The following is a 19558-nucleotide window of genomic DNA, read 5'->3' as shown; positions in this document are numbered from 1 at the left end:
ATGAAGACCATGCGCACCATTTTCCTCGGCACGCTGGCGGGCGCCGCGATCGTCGCCGCCACCATCGGCGCGCCGGCGATCGGCCAGGCGCTGCGCAACCACAATGCCAGCGGCCCCGTCGACGTCGAGGCCGATCGCATCGAGGTGCAGGACCGGTCCGACCGCGCGGTCTTTTCCGGCAATGTCCGCGTCCGCCAGGGCGGGATGACGCTCGACGCCGCGCGACTGACCGTCGCCTATGCCAATAGCGGCGGCGGCAGCGGCAGCGGCGTCGATATCCAGCGGCTCGACGCCTCGGGCGGCGTGGTCGTCCGCACCGCGAGCGAAACCGCGCGCGGCAGCGTCGCCATCTATGATCTCAACCGCCGACTGATCACCATGGTCGGTGGAGTCACGCTGGAACAGGGCGCGAACCGGGTGAATGGCGGCCGGCTGGTCATCGACCTCAACAGCGGCCGTTCGGTGATCGACGGCAGCGCGGTGGGCGGCGGCGGCAATGTGACGAGCGGCGCCGGCGGACGCGTGACCGGCCGCTTCACCGTGCCGGAACGCAAGACGAACTGATCCCCGCCCGCGCGCCGCCGATCCGGATTCGCCGGCACGACGACAAAGCGCGACAAATTTAGCCATGCATGAATCTTGCCAATTGGCGAGAGCGTCGCATCTTGGTAACTCTCCGCGCGCATTGAAGCGGATCAGGTTCTGGGTTTGCCGGAAGGAACGGGCATGGACGACGCAGCGACGATGGAATCGCCGATGACCGCGGAGGCCGCGCGCGCGGTCACCAACGGGCTCGCGGTGGTTTCGATCGCCAAGGCCTATGACAAGCGCAGCGTCCTTTCCGACGTGTCGCTTTCGGTCGCGCGCGGCGAGGTGGTCGGGCTGCTCGGCCCCAACGGCGCGGGCAAGACGACGTGCTTCTATTCGATCATGGGGCTGGTGAAGCCCGACAGCGGCCGCATCCTGCTCGACGGCGACGACATCACCGGCCTGCCCATGTATCGCCGCGCGATCCTTGGCCTAGGCTATCTGCCCCAGGAAACCTCGATCTTCCGCGGGCTCACTGTCTCGCAGAATATCATGGCGGTGCTCGAACTCGCCGAACCCGACAAATCCGCGCGCGGCGGGCGGCTGGACCAGTTGCTCGACGAATTCGGCCTGCAGCGGCTGCGCGACGCCCCCGCTATGGCGCTTTCGGGCGGTGAGCGCCGACGCTGCGAGATCGCGCGCGCGCTGGCCGCCAATCCGTCGATCATGCTGCTCGACGAGCCGTTCGCGGGCATCGATCCGATCTCGATTGCCGACATCCGCGATCTGGTGAAGGACCTGAAGAGCCGCGACATCGGCGTGCTCATCACCGATCACAATGTTCGCGAGACGCTCGACATCGTCGATCGCGCCTGCATCATCTATGATGGCCGCGTGCTGTTCGCCGGCTCTCCGGAAGCGCTGGTTGCCGACGAGAATGTGCGGCGCCTCTATCTGGGCGAAGGTTTCGCCCTATGAGTCCCTTCCTGTGAGCGCTCTCCCGTGAATCACGCCCGCCATAGCGTTTCCGCGATGAGCGGAAACGCTCTTGTCCTTCGCGGCGGCATTTTCCGAGCCGTTGACCGTCTGACGGTCAACTTGAAAATGCTCTAGCCATGGCACTCGGGCCCCGCCTCGACCTCCGCCAGAGCCAGTCTCTGGTGATGACGCCGCAGCTTCAGCAGGCGATCCGTCTGCTGGCGCTGTCGAACCTGGAGATCGAGACCTTCATCGCCGAGGAGATCGAGAAGAATCCCTTGCTCGAGAGTGGGCCGGGCGACGACGATCGCGCCGCGCCGGACACAGGATCGTCGGACGATGGCGGCGACTATGACGGCGACGGCGATTCGGGCGGCGACGATTTCGGCGACGAACCGATTACCGCCGACCGGTTGATCGAAGCCGGCGATGCCGGCGCCGACGCGCCGCTCGACGTCGATTATGGCGCGGAGACCTTCCACCACGACAGCGCGGCGGACAGCAGCCTCGACGGCGGACTGGGGCTGACCGGCGCGAGCGGCACGGGCTTTGGCGAGGACGGCCCCGATTTCGACGCGATGGCGGCGGATGCGCCCTCGCTCGTCGACCATCTGCTCGGCCAGGCCGGCACCTGCCTGTCGGGTCAGGATCATTTCATCGCGACTCATCTGATCGACCTGATCGACGAGGCCGGCTATCTGACCGCCAGCCCGCTCGACGTCGCACAGCGGCTGGGCATCGCGCTCCACCATGTCGAGCGCGTGCTCTCCGTCATCCAGACCTTTGATCCCACCGGCGTCGGCGCGCGCAGCCTGTCCGAATGCCTGGCGCTGCAGGCGAAGGAGGCCGATCGCTACGATCCGTGCATGGAAAGGCTGATCGCCAATCTCGACATGCTGGCATCCGGCCGCATCGCCCAGCTCCAGCGCATGTGCGGCGTCGATGACGAGGACATGGCGGACATGATCCGCGAGCTGAGGGGCTACGACCCCAAGCCCGGCCTCCGCTTCGGCGGCGAACGCGTCCAGGCCGTGACGCCCGACATCTTCGTGGCGCGGCGCGGCGCCGGCTGGGCAGTCGAGATCAACGGCGCGACGCTGCCCCGATTGCTGGTCAACCGCCGCTATTATGCCGAACTGTCGGGCGGGCGACAGGACAAGGGATCGAAGGCCTGGCTGTCCGAATGCCTGGCCAGCGCCAATTGGCTGGTCAAGGCGCTCGACCAGCGCCAGCGCACGATCCTGAAAGTCGCGACCGAACTGGTGAAGCAGCAGCACGACTTCTTCACCCATGGCGTCGCGCATCTGAAGCCGCTGACGCTGCGCATGGTCGCCGACGCGATCGGCATGCACGAATCGACGGTGAGTCGCGTCACCAGCAACAAATATCTGAGCTGCGCGCGCGGCATGTTCGAGCTCAAATATTTCTTCACCAGCGCGATCCAGTCGGCCGATGGCGGCGACGCGGTTTCGGCCGAAGCCGTGAAGAGCCATATCAAGTCGCTGATCGCCGCCGAGGATCCGGCCAAGATCCTGTCGGACGACACATTGGTCGACCTGCTGCGCGAAAAGGGCTTCGACATCGCGCGCCGCACCGTCGCGAAATATCGCGAGGCGATGGGGATTGGCAGTTCGGTGCAGCGGCGCCGGCAAAAGGCGCTGCAGGGCAAGGCGGCTTAGGAACCCACAAGCGTGGCTCCAGCGAAGGCCGGAACCTATTCGATATCCGACGATTCCAGCATTGCTTGGGCTCCAGCTTTCGCTGGAGCGACACTGCATGGAATGGACCTCACGCCCCTTCCAACCATTGTCCGGCTGTGCTTCACTCTCCTCATATCGACAGTTCCGAGAAAGCTTTCCCATGACAATTCGCCAGACACTGTTCTGCGGTGCCGCCTTCGGCATCGCGGGGCTTGCCCTGTCCGCCGTCCCGGCATCGGCCGAGGAAGGCATGTGGACCTTCGACGCCTTTCCCACCGCCAAGGTGCGCAAGGATCTGGGCTGGGCGCCCGACAAGGCATGGCTCGACACCGTCCGCGCGTCGGCGGTGCGGCTGACCGGCGGCTGTTCGGCCTCGGTGGTCTCGCCGCAAGGGCTGGTGCTGACCAACCATCACTGCGTGATCGCCTGCGTCCAGGATCTGTCGACCGACAAGGCCGATTATGTGCAGGCCGGCTTCACCGCGCGATCTCGCGAGGATGAGCGCAAATGCCCCGGCCAGCAGGCGGAGATCGTCACCGCGATCACCGATGTGACGCCGCAGGTGAAGGCAGCGATCGGCACCGCGACCGGCGAAGCGCTCGTCCGCGCGGAGATCGCCGCGATCGCACGCATCGAGAGCGGCAACTGCACCGACGGCGCCACCCAACGCTGCCAGGTGATCAAGCTGTACGGGGGGGGCCAGTATAAGCTGTACAGCTATCGCAAATATAGCGATGTCCGGCTGGTCTTTGCGCCCGAGTTCAAGGCGGCGTTTTTCGGCGGCGATCCCGACAATTTCAATTTCCCGCGCTATGCGCTCGATGTCGGTTTCCTGCGCCTCTACGAAAATGGCCGGCCGATCGCGGCGGAGAGCCATCTGCGCTGGAATCCGGCGGCGCCGAAAGAGGGTGACGCCACGTTCGTCGTCGGCAACCCCGGCAGCACGCAACGGCTGTTCACCCAGGATCAGTTCGCGCTGCGCCGCGACGTGATCTTCCCGCTCACCGTGCCGCTGATGTCCGAATATCGCGGCCGGCTGATCGCGGCGATGGCGGGCGACAAGGAACGCACGCGGACCGGCGCCGACACGCTGTTCGGCATCGAGAACGGCTACAAGGTGTATGTCGGCCAATGGCAGGCGCTGCGCGATCCCGGCTTTTCGGGCACGCTCGCCGCCAATGAGGCGCGGCTGCGCGCCGCCGTCGCCAAGGAGGCCGGGCTGCGCGGGCGCATCGGCGATCCCTGGGCGAATGTGGCCAAGGCGGATGCCGCCTATCGCGACTTCTATGCCGATTTCTATCTGCTCGAAGCCAATGCCGGCTATGGATCGACATTGTACGGCTATGCCGAAGCGCTGGTCCGTGCCGCGACCGAGCGCGAAAAACCCGATGCCGAACGGCTGCCGGGCTATTCCAGTTCGCGCCTGGCCCTGCTCGAAAAGCAACTGACCGACGAGAAGCCCGTCTATCCCTGGCTCGAGGAACTGACGCTCTCCTTCTGGCTTTCCAAGACGCGCGAGATCCTGACCGTCGACAACCCCGATGTGAAGCGCATGCTGGGCAAGGAATCGCCCGAGGCGCTTGCCGAAAGGCTGGTGAGCGGCAGCCGCCTTGCCGATCCCAAGGTCCGCAAGCGGCTGTTCGATGGCGGCATGGCCGCGATCCGGGCGTCGGACGATCCGTTGATCCGCTTTTTCCTGATCAACGATGAACGCGGCCGCGCGCTTTCGCGCCGCTACGACCGCGAGGTCGGCGGGCAGATCACCGCCGCCCAGGCGAAGCTCGCGACCGCGCGGTTCGCCGTTTACGGTGACAGCATCTATCCGGACGCCACCTTCTCGCTGCGTATTTCCTATGGCCGCGTGAAGGGCTGGACCTATCGGGGCACGGCAGTGCCCCCCTTCACCTATATCGGTGGGCTCTACGACCGCGCGACCGGCGCCGAACCGTTCGAGGCCGCGCCCAAATGGCTGGCGGCGCAAGGCCGCATCGCCAAGGACACCGTCTATGACTATGTCACGACCAACGACATCATCGGCGGCAATTCGGGATCGCCGGTGATCGCGCGCGACGGATCGGTGATCGGCGCCGCGTTCGACGGCAATATCCATTCGATCGGCGGCAGCTATGGCTATGACGCCGCGCTCAACCGCACCGTCGTGGTCTCGAGCGCCGCCATCACCGAAGCGCTGAAGACGGTCTACGACGCCGGTTCGCTACTGAAGGAACTGAGCGGAGGCTAGACCATTTTCGAGTTGACCGTTTACGGTCGACGCCTCGGAAAATGCGACCGCAAAAGACCTGAGCGTTTCCGCTGATGGTGGAAACGCTCCAGCGCCGGAGGGAGACGAATATCCCGCTTTCGCCCGCACGACATTGCGTCTAGGATGCGCGCTCCCCGGGGGACCCTGCGTACAGGGTTGAGAGGCGGCTGATACGGCCGCGACCCGCCGAACCTGATCCGGTTGACACCGGCGGAGGGAGGGAGCGGTTTTCCGATCGGAATCCGTGGCCTTGCTCCGATAACGAGCGAAGGAGCGAGACCGATGGAGACCATGTCCGTCATCACCCTGCACCTTGCCGTCATGATCGGGCTCGTGTGTCTGGCGACTGGCCTGGGCGGCCTGACCGGCCCCAATCGCTGGCCGGACATGATCGACGAATTCGAACGATCGCCCGGGCTGATGCTCGCGGTCGCGTTCGTCGGTGTCGTCTTCGGCCTGATCATCATCCTCGCCCATCCCTATTGGGGCGATCCGCTGGCCGTGGCGGTATCGCTGATCGGCTGGGCCTCGTTCGTCGAAGGGCTGGCGCTGCTCGCCATCCCCCATGCCTATCTGGGCATGATCCGCCCTGCACTCCGCTTCGCCAGGGCCTGGTCGATCTTCGCAATCGTCCTTGGCCTGATCCTTGTCGTCGCCGGCCTTACCGGCCGCGCTTCTCCCCTCTCCTGACCCCCGAAAGGCTTGAAATGGCAGATATCCCCGCCCGCACCGAATTGAAGGTGACCACCGGCCCCATTCGCGGCAGCCGCAAGATCCATGTCGGCCCGCTGCGCGTCGCCATGCGCGAGATCGACCTGGAACCGAGCTCGGGCGAACCGCCGCTGCGCGTTTACGACTGTTCCGGCCCCTATACCGATCCCAATGCGCAGATCGACATCATGGCCGGCCTGCCCGAGCTGCGCCGCGACTGGATCCGCGGCCGCGGCGATGTGGAGGAAGTGCCGCAGCGCGAGGTGAAGCCCGAGGATAACGGGATGTCCGGCCCCGATCGTTCGGGCGGCGTCCAGCCCTTTCCCAATGTCCGCCGCAAGGTGCTGCGCGCCAGCCCCGGCGCCAATGTCAGCCAGATGCATTATGCGCGGCGCGGCATCATCACCCCCGAGATGGAATATGTCGCGATCCGCGAGAATATGGGCCGCGCGCAACTGAAGGAACATATTCGCGACGGCAATGATTTCGGCGCTTCGATCCCCGATTTCGTGACGCCGGAGTTCGTCCGCGACGAGGTGGCGCGCGGCCGCGCGATCATCCCGTCGAACATCAACCACCCCGAATCCGAACCGATGGCGATCGGCCGCAATTTCCTGGTCAAGATCAACGCCAATATCGGCAACAGCGCCGTCGCGTCGGACGTCGCAAGCGAAGTCGACAAGATGGTCTGGTCGATCCGCTGGGGCGCGGACACGGTGATGGACTTGTCCACCGGCCGCAACATCCACGACACGCGCGAATGGATCCTGCGCAACTCGCCGGTGCCGATCGGCACGGTGCCGATCTATCAGGCGCTGGAAAAGGTTGGCGGCATCGCCGAGGACCTGACCTGGGATATCTTCCGCGACACGCTGATCGAACAGGCCGAACAGGGCGTCGATTATTTCACCATCCATGCCGGCGTGCGCCTGCCCTATATCCCGATGACCGCGAAGCGCGTCACCGGCATCGTCAGCCGTGGCGGATCGATCATGGCGAAATGGTGCCTGGCGCATCACCGCGAGAGCTTCCTCTACGAGCGGTTCGAAGAGATTTGCGAGATCATGAAGGCCTATGACGTCGCCTTCTCGCTGGGCGACGGCCTGCGCCCCGGCAGCATCGCCGACGCCAATGACGAGGCGCAGTTCAGCGAACTCGCGACCCTGGGCGAACTGACTCAGGTCGCGTGGAAGCATGACGTTCAGGTGATGATCGAAGGCCCCGGCCATGTGCCGATGCACAAGATCAAGGCCAATATGGACAAGCAGCTCGAGGCGTGCGGCGAGGCCCCCTTCTACACGCTCGGGCCGCTCACCACCGATATCGCGCCGGGATACGACCATATCACCAGCGCGATCGGCGCGGCGATGATCGGGTGGTTCGGCACCGCGATGCTCTGCTACGTCACGCCCAAGGAGCATCTCGGCCTGCCCGACCGCGACGACGTGAAGGTGGGCGTGGTGACGTACAAGCTCGCCGCCCACGCCGCCGATCTCGCCAAGGGGCATCCGGCCGCCAAGCTGCGCGACGACGCGCTGAGCCGCGCCCGCTTCGAATTCCGCTGGCGCGACCAGTTCAACCTGTCGCTCGATCCGGACACGGCGGAGCAGTATCACGACCAGACGCTGCCCGCCGAGGGCGCCAAGACCGCGCATTTCTGTTCGATGTGCGGCCCCAAATTCTGTTCGATGAAGATCACGCAGGAAGTGCGCGACTTCGCGGCGAAGCAGAATACAGGCGCCGAGAACTTCCTCGCCGCGACGCCGATCGCCGAGGCTGACGCCGAAGCCGGCATGGCGGAGATGAGCGAGAAGTTCAAAGAACAGGGCGGCGAGATCTACCTGCCGGCGGAGTGATCCAATGTCATTTCCCCGCATGCGGGAATCCAGTGTCGTGGAACGCTATGTTCGACATCGCCTGGATTCCCGCGTGCGCGGGAATGACAGGATGTTGGTGCATTCAGGCGGCCATGAGAGCCGCCCCTGCCGTTCGCCGCTGGCCCATCCGCTTCCACGCCTTCTCGTGGAAGAAGAAGGCGACGGCATTGATGCAGGGTTCGATCAGCGCGATGCCGCCGGCGATGGCGAGCGACCCCGTCAGCACATAGGCAACCGAAAAGCCGATCGTGAGGTGCAGCGCGAGATAGGTGAGCGTCTTGGCGAGATCGCTTGGCATGGCTGGGCTTCCGTGATGTCCGAAGCCCAAAGATAAGAATCGATCGCAATAAGCGCAAATCGGTTTTCTGGGTCACATTGATCGATCGACCCATGTTCCGGAGAATGACGGGCAACCGATGCAGCGGCATCGACTGCCCGTTGGATCATCCTATTTGCCGGCGGCGACCCAGGGCTTCACCACTGCCCCGCCCTTCATCACGAAACGCACACGTTCCAGTTCGGTGACGTCGGACAGCGGGTTGCCCGAAACCGCGATGATATCGGCGAAACGCCCGGCCTGCACCGAACCGACATCGCCCGGCGCACCGAGCAGTTCGGCGGCATTGGTGGTGGCGGCGCGGATCGCGTCCATCGGCGTCATGCCCGCGCTCACCATCAGCGCGAATTCCTGGCCGTTGGTGCCATGCGGCGCCATGCCCTGATCGGTGCCGAAGGCGATCTTCACGCCCGCGCGATAGGCCGCGCCCAGATTGCGGATGGTGATCGGGCCGACCTCCAGCGCTTTCTTGGCCGAGGATGGCGGCAGCGAGTCGGGACGCGCCTTGGCGATCTTCACGACAGTGTCCGCCACCAGCAGCGTCGGCACCAGCCAGGTGCCATGTTCCTTCATCACCTTGTACGCGGCGGCATCGCCGAACGAGCCGTGCTCGATCGAATCGACGCCGAGCGCCGAGGCGCGGACGATCGCATCCTGCCCATGCGCGTGCGCGGCCACGCGCATGCCGAGCCGATGCGCGGTATCGACCACCGCCTTGATCTCCGCATCGGTCATCAGCGTGGCGTTGGGATCGTCGCCGATGCTGAGCACGCCGCCGCTGGGCATGATCTTGATCAGGTTGACGCCGTCGCGGTGCATCTGCCGGACGATGCGGACGGCATCGTCGGGTCCGTCGACCACCTGGTTCTCCCCATGGAGATCGAGATCGGTGCGGATGCCGTTCTGCGGATCGCCGTGACCGCCGCTGGGGCCGAGCGGATGGCCGGAGACCCAGAGGCGCGGCCCGGCGATCGCTCCGTTGGCGATCGCACGCTTCAACGCGACGACGACGCCGGTATCGCCGCCCACGTCACGCACGGACGTGAAGCCCGCGTCGAGCGTCCGCCGCGCATAGGCGACCGACTGGTAGGCGGTGTCGATCTCGCTGGTGGTGAAGCGTTCGGCGATCGGATTCCTGCCGCTATACTGGCCGGTGATGTGATCGTGCATGTCGATCAGGCCCGGCAGCACCGTCGCCGAAGACAGATCGACGACCTCCGCGCCCGCCGGCGTGACGAAGCCCGCCTGCACATCGACGATGCGATCGTCCTTCACGACGATCGAGACCTTCTCGCGCGGTTGCGCCGATACGCCATCGATCAGGCGGCCGGCATGGATGACGACATCGCGCGCGAATGCCGGAGCGGTGGCCGCGCACAGCGCGAGCGCCGCGACGCCGAGGCGGAAGGTCTTGGAAATGGTCATGGGAACTCCAGGAAGCGGGGGCATCCGAAGATGCCCCCTTTATTCACTCTATCAATCGCGAAGATCAGAAGCGGGTACGGAAATTCGCCCCGATCGTGCGCGGCGCGGCGCTGTTGACCAACGTGCGGCTGACCGCGATCGCGCTCGACGAGGCGCGTGTGATCGCGGTGCTGTCGAACAAATTCGTCACGAACAGATAGGCGCCCCAGCGATTCTCCGGCCCTTCGACGCCGACGCGCATGTTCGCGAGCTGATAATCGTCGATATATCGCGTGAAGTTGACCGTCGGCTGGCCGCTCGGACGGAAGTCCGAATAGGATCCGCCCACGGTGTTGGCGTCGATCCGCACGAAGCCCGACAGCGTATCGCTCAGCGCCCACTGATATTGCGCGGCGATGCCCGCCGAGAATTTGGGCACATAGGGGATACGATCGCCCTTGAGGCCCGGCGCGCTGACATTGGCGTTCGACTGGTTCTCACGCAGCTTGGCATCGATATAGGATGCGTTGCCCGTAATCGAGAAACCCTCGGCCGGCCGGATCGTGGTTTCGAACTCCACGCCGCGCACCCGCGCCTTGCCCGCATTGGTGATGAAGGCGAAGGCGCCGTTGGGCGTGCGCCCGGTGATCTGCATGTCGCTCCAGTCGATCTGGAACACGTCGATATTGAGGAACAGGCGCCGGTCGAACAGCGTGTTCTTCAGGCCGATCTCGTAGTTCCACAGGCTGTCCGACGTGTAGGGCGTCAGTTCCTGCGCCAGGCCGATCACCTGGTTCGCGCCACCCGGACGGAAGCCCTGCGCCGCTTCGGCATAGAGCATCACGTCGGGCGTGATCTTGTACGACGCGTTGAACTTGAACGCGGTGCCGTCTTCCGAGGAGTCGACGAAGGACAGCGGGCGCACCACGGCGCCGACCAGGATCGACCCGATCGTGGTCTGGCCGCTGATGTCCTTGTCATATTTGAAGTAGCGCGCGCCGGCGGTCAGGTTCAGCTTGTCGGTGACGTCATAGGAGAATTCGCCGAACACCGCGACCTGACGCAGGCTGTCGTCGATGAAGCGGATCGTCGCGATCTGCTGCGGCTCGATCACCCGGCCGGTGACCGGATCGGTGTTGACCTGCGGATTGGCGACATGGGTGTCGCGATCCGAGAAGAAGCCGCCGACCGTCCAGTTGAACGGGCCGCTGCCGTCGGAGCTCAGCCGCAGCTCGGCGGTCCAGCTCGACATGGTCTGCTGCGGATAGAGCGCCGAGCTCGATTGCGAATCGACCAGCGCATAATAGTTGGTGAGCTGGGTGGGCGTGCAGGCGGCACCGCCGCCGACGCGCGCGGCGCAACCCGCCGCCGTCCGCGTTGAGCGGATGAAGCGCGACACGTCCGACACCGCATCCAGATCGCGTTCGAGATAGGAGACGATACCCGTCAGCGTGACGCCGCCGAAATCATAATTGGCCGTGAGGCTGTAGAGTTCGAGATCGTCGCGGACGGGCTGGCGGGTCAGCGCGTCGGACTTGTACTTGCCCGAACTCAGCGTCCAGGCATTGGTGTCGGTGCGCGAACGGTTGATATAGGCGGCCGCGTCGATCGTCAGATCCTCGGTCGGCTGCAGGCGGACGAGCAGACGGCCGCCATAGCTCTTCTGGTCGTTGATATTCTTGATGTTGAGCGTGGTGTTGTCGATGAAGCCCTCCGCATTGCGGTAGAAGCCGACCGCGCGGACCGCGATCTTGTCGTCGACCAGCGGCACGTTGACCATCGCGCTGCCTTCGTAATTGGCGCCGCCGCCGCGCGTACCCGACAGGCTGACATCGGCCGCGAACTCGGTATCGAATTTGGGCTTTTCATAGATCACGCGCAGCGTGCCGCCCATCGATCCGGAGCCGTAGAGCGTGCCCTGCGGACCGCGCAGCACCTCGACGCGCTCGACATCGAACAGGCGCAGTTCGGGGGTCGATCCACCCGCGTCGTTGCCGGCGCCGATCGCGCCGGTGACCGGGGTTTCATCATAATAGGTGCCGACGGTCGGCTCGCCCGCGGCCTGGATGCCGCGGATGACGACACGGCGGCTGGACGGGCCGCCATCGACGAAGGTGAGGCTGGGCACCGACGCGTTCAGATCGGCGATGCTCTGCACGCCCGAATTCGCGATGGCGTCTCCGGTGACCGCCGAGATCGAGATCGGCGTTTCCTGGAGGTTGGTGCTGCGCTTCAGCGCGGTGACGACGATCTCGTCCTCATAGCCGGTCGTCGCAGTGGCGGTTTCCTGCGCGAACGCGGTTCCGCTCACACCCGCCATCGCCGTGGCGGCGAGCAGCATCACCCGGCAGCGATCGACATGCAGCGATTTCAATCCGAGACGCACCATTTCTCTTCTCCCTGTTACCCCAATCTTGCGACGGCGGATCGATCCGCCATCCTTGTTCAGCAGAGGCCGACACGGCTTCGCGCATCGGAGGCGACCGCCCCCAATGGCTCATGATCCGGAACTGTCTGGATTCCCCTTCCGCCGACGACTGCCCAATTCGGACGCCCCATATTGTTTCGACCGAAGACGATGTTCGACCCAGCGCGCCCACGCCCCTGCTGCGTCGAAACGTGTCGCAGCCGGTTTGGAGGGTCAATCTAAATCATGCGTTTGCCGGCGCGGATCGCCGCCCGGATTGCGCTTTCCGGTCGATTGGCGACATTTCCGTGCATTTGGGCAACAGTTTTTGCGCCAAACGCAACACTCGATAACATGTAATGCAATATCCGCCGTAACATCCGCGCACTTGTCTCATTTGTGACGAAAACAAGTTGCGCTCGGAAGCGGAAACGGGAAACCATCATGCACCATGCTGATCCCGGGCGGCAGTGTTGCGGCGCGGAAGCCAGCTTGTATCTTTACCGGACCGGTGCCGCCCGCCAGGGGCGCATCATCATCAAAAGGGGCAGCGGGTGGCAGGAAAGACAGTGCTGGGTGCAGCAATCGGGGCATTGCTGATGACGACCGCGTCGGCACAGACGGCTTGGGCTCAGACCATGGATGCGGACTTCGCCAAGACGGTGAAGCAATGGACGACCAAGCCGGAATTCATGAGCCCGCTGGTGGATCACCTGCCCGCATCGACGACCATCCCGTCGCCCAAGGACATATTGGGCAACCATATCGGCGCGCCCAACACGCTGCATTATTACGACCAGATCATCGGCTATTATCGCGCGCTCGCCGCCAAATCGCCGCGCGTGAAGATCATCGAGATCGGCAAGTCCGAAGAAGGCCGCGAAAATGTGGTCGTCATGATCTCGTCCGAGGAGAATCTCGCGAAGCTCGACAGCTACAAGAAGAATCTCGCGCTGCTCGCCGATCCGCGCAAGCTGAGCGCCGCCGACGCGCCGGGCGTGATCGCGGCGACCAAGCCGATCTATCATCTGTCCGGCGGCCTCCACAGCGCGGAAACCGGTCCGCCCGAAATGCTGATGGAACTCGCCTATCGCCTGCTGACCGAGGACAGCGCGATGATCCAGGGCATCCGCGACAATCTGGTGGTGGCGATCAGCCCCGTTCTGGAGGCCGATGGCCGCGACCGTTATGTCGACTGGTACTACCGCAATCTGATCGACGAGAAGGACGATCGCAACAAGCCCGGCGGCCCGCCCTATTGGGGCAAATACATCTATCACGACAATAATCGCGACATCAATTTCTCGGACGTCAGCGCGCGCCACCTGCTGAAATATTATCTCGATTGGCACCCGCCGATCATGCACGAGCTGCATGAATCGGTGCCCTTCATGTACACCTATAGCGGGCAGGCGCCACAGAACCCCGATCTCGATCCTATCCTGTTCGGCGAACTGCCCTGGTTTTCCAATTTCGAGATGGCGCAGCTCACCAAATACGGCATGCCCGGCGTGTGGACGCACGGCTTCGTCGATGCGTGGACCCCCGGTTATCTCGCCTTCATGGCATCGAACCACAATGGCATGCTGCGCATGTACGAGACGTTCGGCAATGCCGGCGCGACCACGATGCTCCGCCATGTCGCGCCCGAGGTGCAGAGCAGCGTGCGCGGCGGCGACTGGACCAAGCGCGACTGGTATCGCCCGTCCCCTCCCTACAAGGAGGTCGTCTGGTCGATGCGCAACAACACCAACTATATGCAGACCGGCGTGCTGACCGCGCTCGATCTCGCGGCGCGTTTCCCGGGAACGATCCTCGAGAATTTCTACAAGAAGAGCGCGAACGGGGTCGAGGCGGGCAAGTCCAGGCCGCCCTATGCCTATGTCATCCCGGCGGGTCAGGCCGATCCGTCGCGCATCGCCTTCGTCACCAACATCTTGCAGATGCAGGGCATCGAGATCGGCCGCGCGACCCAGCCGGTGAAGGTGAAGGAAGGCAGCTATCCCGCCGGATCGCTGATCATCAAGCTGGACCAGCCCTATGGCCGGCTCGCCAAGATGCTGCTGAAGAAGCAGGACGATTATCCGGACGAAAACCTGACCACCTATGACGACGCCGCATGGACGATGGGCATGATGACGCACACCGACATCGTCGAAGTGGCGGACAAGGCGGCGCTCGACATCGCGGTGACGCCGGTCGACCGGTTCGTGCCGCAAGGCCGCATGCCGGCCGCCGGCGCGCGCAGCTATGCCGTGCTCGATCACGGATCGGTCGGCATGGCGACGTTGCGCTTCCGGCTGAAGGATGCGGGCGTGCGGATCGTCGAGACCGCGTTCAAGGCCGGCGGCACGACGGTGCCCGCCGGATCGCTGCTGGTCGACGGCGCCGCCTATGCCACGCTGAAGCCGGCGGTCGAGCAGCTCGGGCTCGAAGCTGTCGCGGTTTCCGGGGCACCCGACGTCAAGGCGCATGAGAGCGTGCTGCCGCGCACCGCCGTGTTCAGCACCTGGGGATCGAGCGAGAAGGTCGGCTGGCTGCGCTATGCGTTCGACCAGCACGAAACGCCCTATGATCTGATCTTCAAGGAACAGGTTCGCGCCGGCGACCTGCGCGCCAAATACGACGTGATCATCCTGCCCACCCAGGGCCGGTCCACCAAGGACATCGTGTTCGACCTGCCCGTGAAGGGCAAGCCGCTGCCCTATACCAAGACCGACCGATATCGCTTCTCCGGCGATTACGGATCGAGCGATGATGTGCGCGGCGGCATGGGGCTGGAAGGCATGGTCGAGCTGCGCAAGTTCGTCGAACAGGGCGGCACGCTGATCACCACCGGCGACGCGAGCGCGGTGCCCGTCGAATTCGGGCTGGTCGACGACATCACGGTCACCCGGACCTCAGGCAATTTTTACGCGCCCGGCCCGATCGTGACCGCCAAGGTGCTGCGTCCGGCAAACCCGATCTTCTATGGCTATGACGAGACCACCATGCCGGTGCGCTGGGCATCCAATGCGCTGCTGGGCGTGCCGGTGCGGCTGAAGGATCGCGTGCTGATGCAGTTCCCTGGGGGCAAGGACGGCGTGATGAGCGGCTTCATGCGCGGGGCCGAGCAGGTGAAGGACCGCCCGGCCATCGTCAATATTCCTCAGGGCCAGGGGCGCATCGTGATGTTCGCGACCAACCCGATCTGGCGCTGGCAGAATCTGGGCGAGTTCCGGATGCTCTACAATGCGGTGATCAACTGGAAGCAACTGGGGCTGACCGACGTGGCGCCGCCCGAGCCGGCGCCGATCCCGGCGCCATGACCTGGTGCGCGGGCGGGGGCACATGCCCCCGCCTTCAGCCGTTCATATCGATATCGGGGGAGTGGAAATGACCGACGATCGCTTCATGCTGGACCGGCGCGGCTTCGCCATGGGTGCGGCGGGCCTCGCGCTCGGCGCCCTGGCGGCAGGACCGGCGCGCGCCGTGGCGGCCGCCGAACCCGTCATTCCGCCCGCGATCCGCGCGCTCTACGACAAGGCGATCGTGATCGATGCGCTGGCATCGCCGGACACATGGAACGTGCCCTTCCCGCCCCCAGGCGAAATGACCCAGGCCAAGCTCGACCAGGTGCGCGCATCGGGCATCACCGCGATCAACCTGACCGTGGGCAAGCCCGGCAACCTCGCCAATACATTGCGCGAGATCGCGCTATGGTTGCAGCATATCGAGAATCATCCCGACTATTTCCGGCTGGTGAAAACGCATGCCGATATCGCCGCCGCCAAGGCGGAGAAGAAGCTCGGCATCATCTTCGGCTTTCAGGGCATGGGCATGATCGGCGAGGATCTGAGCCTGATCGACAGCCTGGGCGGGCTGTGGGTGAAGATCATGCAGCTCACCTATAACGACCGCAACGCGCTGGGCGCGGGCAGCTCGCTGCCCGACAGCGAGGGGCTGACGCCGCTGGGGCGAGAAGCGGTGGCGCGGATGAACGCGCGCGGCATCCTGGTCGACACCGGCCACGCGAATCCCAGGACCGCGCTCGACGCGGTCGCCGCCTCCAGCCGGCCGATCACCTGCTCGCACACCGGCGCGCGCGCCGTGTTCGCCAGCCAGCGCAACCAGCCGGACAGCGTGCTGCGCGCGGTGGCGGACAAGGGCGGCGTCGTCGGCATCTATCTGATGCCTTTCCTGGGCAACGATCCCGTCGCCGCGTCACGCGCCCTGTTCGTTCGCCATCTTCGCCATGCGCTGGACATATGCGGCGAGGATCATGTCGGCATCGGTTCGGACCAGAGCATCACGCCGGTCGATATCTCCCCCGCCTATATGGACATCGTCCGCAAGACCGCCGAGGCGCGGCAGAAGACAGGCATCGGCGCGCCGGGCGAAGGCGACAGCCCGATCGCGGTTCCCGATCTCAACAGCGCGCGCCGGATCGAGATCATCGCCGCCGAACTCGATCGCGCCGGCTATCCGCCGCGTGTGATCGAGAAAGTGATCGGCGGCAATTTCGATCGGTTATTCAAGGACATATGGATCTGACGACGCCGCGACGCCATCATCCGGCCGGCTTCTTCTTCCAGCGATAGAATTCGACGGTGTAGCCGCCGGGATCCCTGACGAGGAAACCGTTCACGAAGGGATGCGTGCCCTTGGGATCGAAATGCTTGATGAAGTCGGCCTTTTTCGCTGTCATCCGTTCATACCATTGCTCGACCTGATCGGTCTCGATGCTGACCATCACGGCCTTGCCTTCGGTCGCCTTGTGGAAACCGTTCTTGCCGTCGACGAGCCCGACATAGGAATGTTCGGTCACCTGGTAGAATTTGACCCAGGGCTCGTCGAAGGTCTTTTTGAGCCCGAGCACATCGCCGTAAAACGCCGCGGCGGCGGCAACGTCGGCATAATAGAGAAAGGTCACCTGGTTGTTGAGCGGCGGGTGCGGCGCGTCCGCCAGCGACGCTCCCGGTTGCGCCCGCACGGCCGGGGCGGTAGCCGCGAGCAGCAACCCGGCCAGCGCCGCGCCCCTGATGATCGTCTTGATAGCCATCGTCAGAACCTTTTCGTTACGTTGACGCCGATTTCGCGCGGCCGGTTGGTGAACACGATGTCCGAGCGTTGAGAGCTCGTCACGCGCGTGACCTCCGCGCGCTCGTCGAACAGATTGGAGACGAAGATCGCGGCGTTCCAGTCGTCTTCGCCCAGCCCCGCGCGCAGATTGACCAGCGAATAGGATGGCTGGCGGCGATAATTGACCAGATCGGCGCGGTTGAACGCCGTGGTCGACGATCCGACATAGGCATAGTCGAACCGCAGATGCCCGCGGAAATCGGCGCCGGGAATGTCGAAGCCATATTGAGCTGCGAAATTGCCCGAGAAGCGCGGTTGCCCCGGTACCTTGTCGCCCTTCACCCCCGGGATCGTGCCCGGCGGCGGCGTCTCGCTCTGATTGCGGCTGACTTCGGCATCGGCGAAGTTGAGGCCGGCGGTGAGATCGAGGCCGCGAACCGGCTGAAAGGCCAGTTCGGCTTCGAGGCCCAGCACGCGGATCGATCCGGCGTTGGCGACATAGCTGAAATTGCAGATATTGTCGCGCACGCGAAGCTGTGCGTCGGTCCAGTCGGTATAATAGGGCGTGACGTTGAAGGAGCCGCGACCGCCCGCGAAGCCGAGCTTGGCGCCGGCTTCATAGGTCCACAGCGTATCCGATCCGAAGGCGCGCAGCTTCAGGCACGACGGATCGTTGGTGATCCCCAGCTCGTTATTGCCGCCCGCGCGGAAACCCTGCGCGGCCTGAGCATAAAGGAGCAGATCCTTCGTTGGCTCATAGGACAGGTTGAACTTGTAATTGACCCCCGAATCGCGCGACCGCGTCTTCGGCGCCAGCCCGCTGCCGGGCACATTGCCGTTGCAGCAGGCATAGAGAAGATTGCTCTGCTCCACGATATCGAAGCGGAACCAGCGCGCGCCGCCGGTGACGGTGAGCGTATCCGACAGCGCATAGGAAAGCTCGCCGAACAGCGAGTAGTTCTCGATCACGCCGTCGATCGAACGGCCGAGATAGACGATGCGTCCGGCCGATGTGTCGGGTTCGCCGAGCGCCGTCGCGCTTTCGACCACGCTGGTGAAGTGGCTCTTCTCCTTCTGGTAATAGACGCCGGAGATCAGGCTGAACGGCCCGTCCCAGGAGGAGGAGAAGCGCAGCTCGTTGCTCCAGATGCTGCGGCTTTGCGGCTGGGTCAGCACCGATCGCACGCTTTCGCGCGGGCGTTTCAGCAGGTCGGCGATGATGATCGTCGCGTCGCTGTTATAGTCGATGTCGCGATCGAAATAGGAGGAGGTCGCGAGGATCGATCCGAAACCCAGATCGTGATCGAGCGTGACGTTGAAGGCCTTGATCTTATCCTTCCAGGGAATCCTGACATAGGATGGGAATTTCAGATCGCCCGCCAGCGGATCATAGCCCGATCGCCCGTTGGACCTGGTCTGCTGATACATGCCGCTGGCGGTCAGGGTCGTCACCGCTCCCAGCTTGAGCCGCGCCGACAGACGGCCGCCCTGCGTATGCTCGTCATTGATGCCCTTGAGGCCGAGCAGCGGATTGTCGATGAAGCCCGCTTCGTCGCGCAGATAATAGACGCCGCGCACCGCGAACCGGTCGCTCACCACCGGCAGGTTGATCATCGCATTGACGCGGAAACTGGCGCCGCCATGACGGGTGCCGGAGACCGTGCCGTCCACCTCGCCCTCGAAGCGATCGAACTTGGGCTTGTTGGTGATCATCCGGATCGTGCCGCTCATCGAACTGGCGCCATAAAGCGTGCCCTGCGGCCCGCGCAGCACCTCGATCCGTTCCATGTCGTAGAGCTTGGGGTCGGGCTGGCGGCCGCCGCCATCCTGGCGGTTGTTCCCGGTCATCACGATTTCGTCGAAATAGAGCGCGGTGGTGGCCGCCCCCACAGACTGGATGCCGCGGATGATGTATTTCTTGTCGCCCGGCCCCTGATCCTGCACCGCCAGGCCGGGCACCGAACGCGACCAGCCGATGAAGCTGTCGGCCCCCATCTGCTTCAGCCGGTCGCTGCCGATCGCCGCGATGCTCATCGGCACATCCTGGATCGCCTGCTCACCGCGCTTGGTGGCGGTGACGATGATGTCCTGCGGCTCCGGATCCTCGGCCTGCTGGGCCAGCGCGGCCGCCGGCATCGCGATCGCGGCGCCGGCCAGCAATAGCGAGGACCGACGCCCCGCCACAGAGATACGCACGCGACAGGCCATGATCCGCATCATAATCCCCTCCGTTTTTATATGTCTTTGCATATGAATTAGTATGCGATTCGGACGGAGTCAATCGGGCGCGCG

13 protein-coding genes and 1 riboswitch are annotated in these 19558 nt (G+C 64.5%); of the genes, 8 read left to right on the top strand and 5 right to left on the bottom strand.

Annotated features, from left to right (window positions below; translation table 11 throughout):
* Window positions 1-9 precede the first annotated feature (9 nt).
* The 6 genes from K7G82_RS20915 (at window position 10) to thiC (ending at window position 8036) form a co-directional block, all read left to right on the top strand.
* On the top strand, window positions 10-564 hold the full coding sequence (locus K7G82_RS20915) for an LptA/OstA family protein (protein ID WP_425517297.1): 555 nt from the start codon (window positions 10-12) through the stop codon (window positions 562-564).
* A 162-nt stretch (window positions 565-726) separates the two neighbouring features.
* Window positions 727-1506, top strand: coding sequence for an LPS export ABC transporter ATP-binding protein (gene lptB / locus K7G82_RS20910; RefSeq protein WP_222991846.1), 780 nt, complete (start codon window positions 727-729; stop codon window positions 1504-1506).
* A gap of 137 nt (window positions 1507-1643) precedes the next feature.
* Window positions 1644-3185 carry an RNA polymerase factor sigma-54 gene (rpoN, locus tag K7G82_RS20905; RefSeq protein WP_222991845.1) on the top strand — a complete coding sequence of 514 codons (1542 nt, stop codon included), beginning with the start codon at window positions 1644-1646 and terminating at the stop codon, window positions 3183-3185.
* 181 nt (window positions 3186-3366) lie between these two features.
* On the top strand, window positions 3367-5448 hold the full coding sequence (locus tag K7G82_RS20900; RefSeq protein ID WP_222991844.1) for a S46 family peptidase: 2082 nt from the start codon (window positions 3367-3369) through the stop codon (window positions 5446-5448).
* 146 nt (window positions 5449-5594) lie between these two features.
* Window positions 5595-5705: riboswitch (TPP riboswitch) on the top strand.
* 46 nt (window positions 5706-5751) lie between these two features.
* On the top strand, window positions 5752-6159 hold the full coding sequence (locus K7G82_RS20895; RefSeq protein ID WP_222991843.1) for a DUF2065 domain-containing protein: 408 nt from the start codon (window positions 5752-5754) through the stop codon (window positions 6157-6159).
* A gap of 17 nt (window positions 6160-6176) precedes the next feature.
* Complete coding sequence (thiC, locus tag K7G82_RS20890) at window positions 6177-8036, top strand: phosphomethylpyrimidine synthase ThiC (protein ID WP_222991842.1); 1860 nt, start codon at window positions 6177-6179, stop codon at window positions 8034-8036.
* A 103-nt stretch (window positions 8037-8139) separates the two neighbouring features.
* On the opposite strand, the gene K7G82_RS20885 is transcribed toward thiC, so the two are convergent.
* The 3 genes from K7G82_RS20885 to K7G82_RS20875 all read right to left on the bottom strand — a co-directional run bounded on the left by K7G82_RS20885 (window position 8140) and on the right by K7G82_RS20875 (window position 12187).
* A complete protein-coding gene (locus K7G82_RS20885) occupies window positions 8140-8355 on the bottom strand; it encodes a DUF2061 domain-containing protein (RefSeq protein ID WP_222991841.1) in 216 nt (71 codons plus the stop codon).
* Window positions 8356-8505: 150 nt separating this feature from the next.
* Window positions 8506-9819 carry a metal-dependent hydrolase family protein gene (locus K7G82_RS20880; RefSeq protein WP_222991840.1) on the bottom strand — a complete coding sequence of 438 codons (1314 nt, stop codon included), beginning with the start codon at window positions 9817-9819 and terminating at the stop codon, window positions 8506-8508.
* Between the two features lie 64 nt (window positions 9820-9883).
* The gene (locus K7G82_RS20875; RefSeq protein WP_222991839.1) at window positions 9884-12187 is read right to left on the bottom strand and encodes a TonB-dependent receptor; all 2304 of its coding nucleotides are present in this window, start codon (window positions 12185-12187) and stop codon (window positions 9884-9886) included.
* Window positions 12188-12759: 572 nt separating this feature from the next.
* Here K7G82_RS20875 and K7G82_RS20870 point away from each other — a divergent pair.
* Together K7G82_RS20870 and K7G82_RS20865 are read left to right on the top strand one after the other, a co-directional pair.
* Window positions 12760-15513: a M14 family zinc carboxypeptidase gene (locus K7G82_RS20870; protein ID WP_343228621.1), complete on the top strand. Its 2754-nt coding sequence runs from the start codon at window positions 12760-12762 to the stop codon at window positions 15511-15513.
* Window positions 15514-15580: 67 nt separating this feature from the next.
* Window positions 15581-16738: a dipeptidase gene (locus K7G82_RS20865; RefSeq protein ID WP_222991838.1), complete on the top strand. Its 1158-nt coding sequence runs from the start codon at window positions 15581-15583 to the stop codon at window positions 16736-16738.
* Window positions 16739-16754: 16 nt separating this feature from the next.
* Here K7G82_RS20865 and K7G82_RS20860 read toward each other — a convergent pair whose 3' ends face one another.
* Complete coding sequence (locus tag K7G82_RS20860; protein ID WP_222991837.1) at window positions 16755-17246, bottom strand: VOC family protein; 492 nt, start codon at window positions 17244-17246, stop codon at window positions 16755-16757.
* Between the two features lie 2 nt (window positions 17247-17248).
* Window positions 17249-19486: a TonB-dependent receptor gene (locus K7G82_RS20855; RefSeq protein WP_222991836.1), complete on the bottom strand. Its 2238-nt coding sequence runs from the start codon at window positions 19484-19486 to the stop codon at window positions 17249-17251.
* Between the last annotated feature and the right edge of the window lie 72 nt (window positions 19487-19558).

It is taken from the genome of Sphingomonas colocasiae, from assembly GCF_019880585.1.
Taxonomy (GTDB): Bacteria; Pseudomonadota; Alphaproteobacteria; order Sphingomonadales; family Sphingomonadaceae; genus Sphingobium_A; species Sphingobium_A colocasiae.
The sequence above is the reverse complement of the archived record's forward strand: the minus strand, read 5'-3'. Positions and strand labels throughout refer to the sequence as shown.

Excerpts from the sequence above, each read along its gene's own strand:
- K7G82_RS20855 (WP_222991836.1), bottom strand. The coding sequence starts at position 19,486 with ATGATGCGGATCATGGCCTGTCGCGTGCGTATCTCTGTGGCGGGGCGT.
- lptB (WP_222991846.1), top strand. The coding sequence starts at position 727 with ATGGACGACGCAGCGACGATGGAATCGCCGATGACCGCGGAGGCCGCG.
- K7G82_RS20865 (WP_222991838.1), top strand. The coding sequence starts at position 15,581 with ATGACCGACGATCGCTTCATGCTGGACCGGCGCGGCTTCGCCATGGGT.
- rpoN (WP_222991845.1), top strand. The coding sequence starts at position 1,644 with ATGGCACTCGGGCCCCGCCTCGACCTCCGCCAGAGCCAGTCTCTGGTG.
- K7G82_RS20915 (WP_425517297.1), top strand. The coding sequence starts at position 10 with ATGCGCACCATTTTCCTCGGCACGCTGGCGGGCGCCGCGATCGTCGCC.
- K7G82_RS20875 (WP_222991839.1), bottom strand. The coding sequence starts at position 12,187 with ATGGTGCGTCTCGGATTGAAATCGCTGCATGTCGATCGCTGCCGGGTG.
- K7G82_RS20885 (WP_222991841.1), bottom strand. The coding sequence starts at position 8,355 with ATGCCAAGCGATCTCGCCAAGACGCTCACCTATCTCGCGCTGCACCTC.
- K7G82_RS20860 (WP_222991837.1), bottom strand. The coding sequence starts at position 17,246 with ATGGCTATCAAGACGATCATCAGGGGCGCGGCGCTGGCCGGGTTGCTG.
- K7G82_RS20895 (WP_222991843.1), top strand. The coding sequence starts at position 5,752 with ATGGAGACCATGTCCGTCATCACCCTGCACCTTGCCGTCATGATCGGG.
- thiC (WP_222991842.1), top strand. The coding sequence starts at position 6,177 with ATGGCAGATATCCCCGCCCGCACCGAATTGAAGGTGACCACCGGCCCC.
- K7G82_RS20900 (WP_222991844.1), top strand. The coding sequence starts at position 3,367 with ATGACAATTCGCCAGACACTGTTCTGCGGTGCCGCCTTCGGCATCGCG.
- K7G82_RS20880 (WP_222991840.1), bottom strand. The coding sequence starts at position 9,819 with ATGACCATTTCCAAGACCTTCCGCCTCGGCGTCGCGGCGCTCGCGCTG.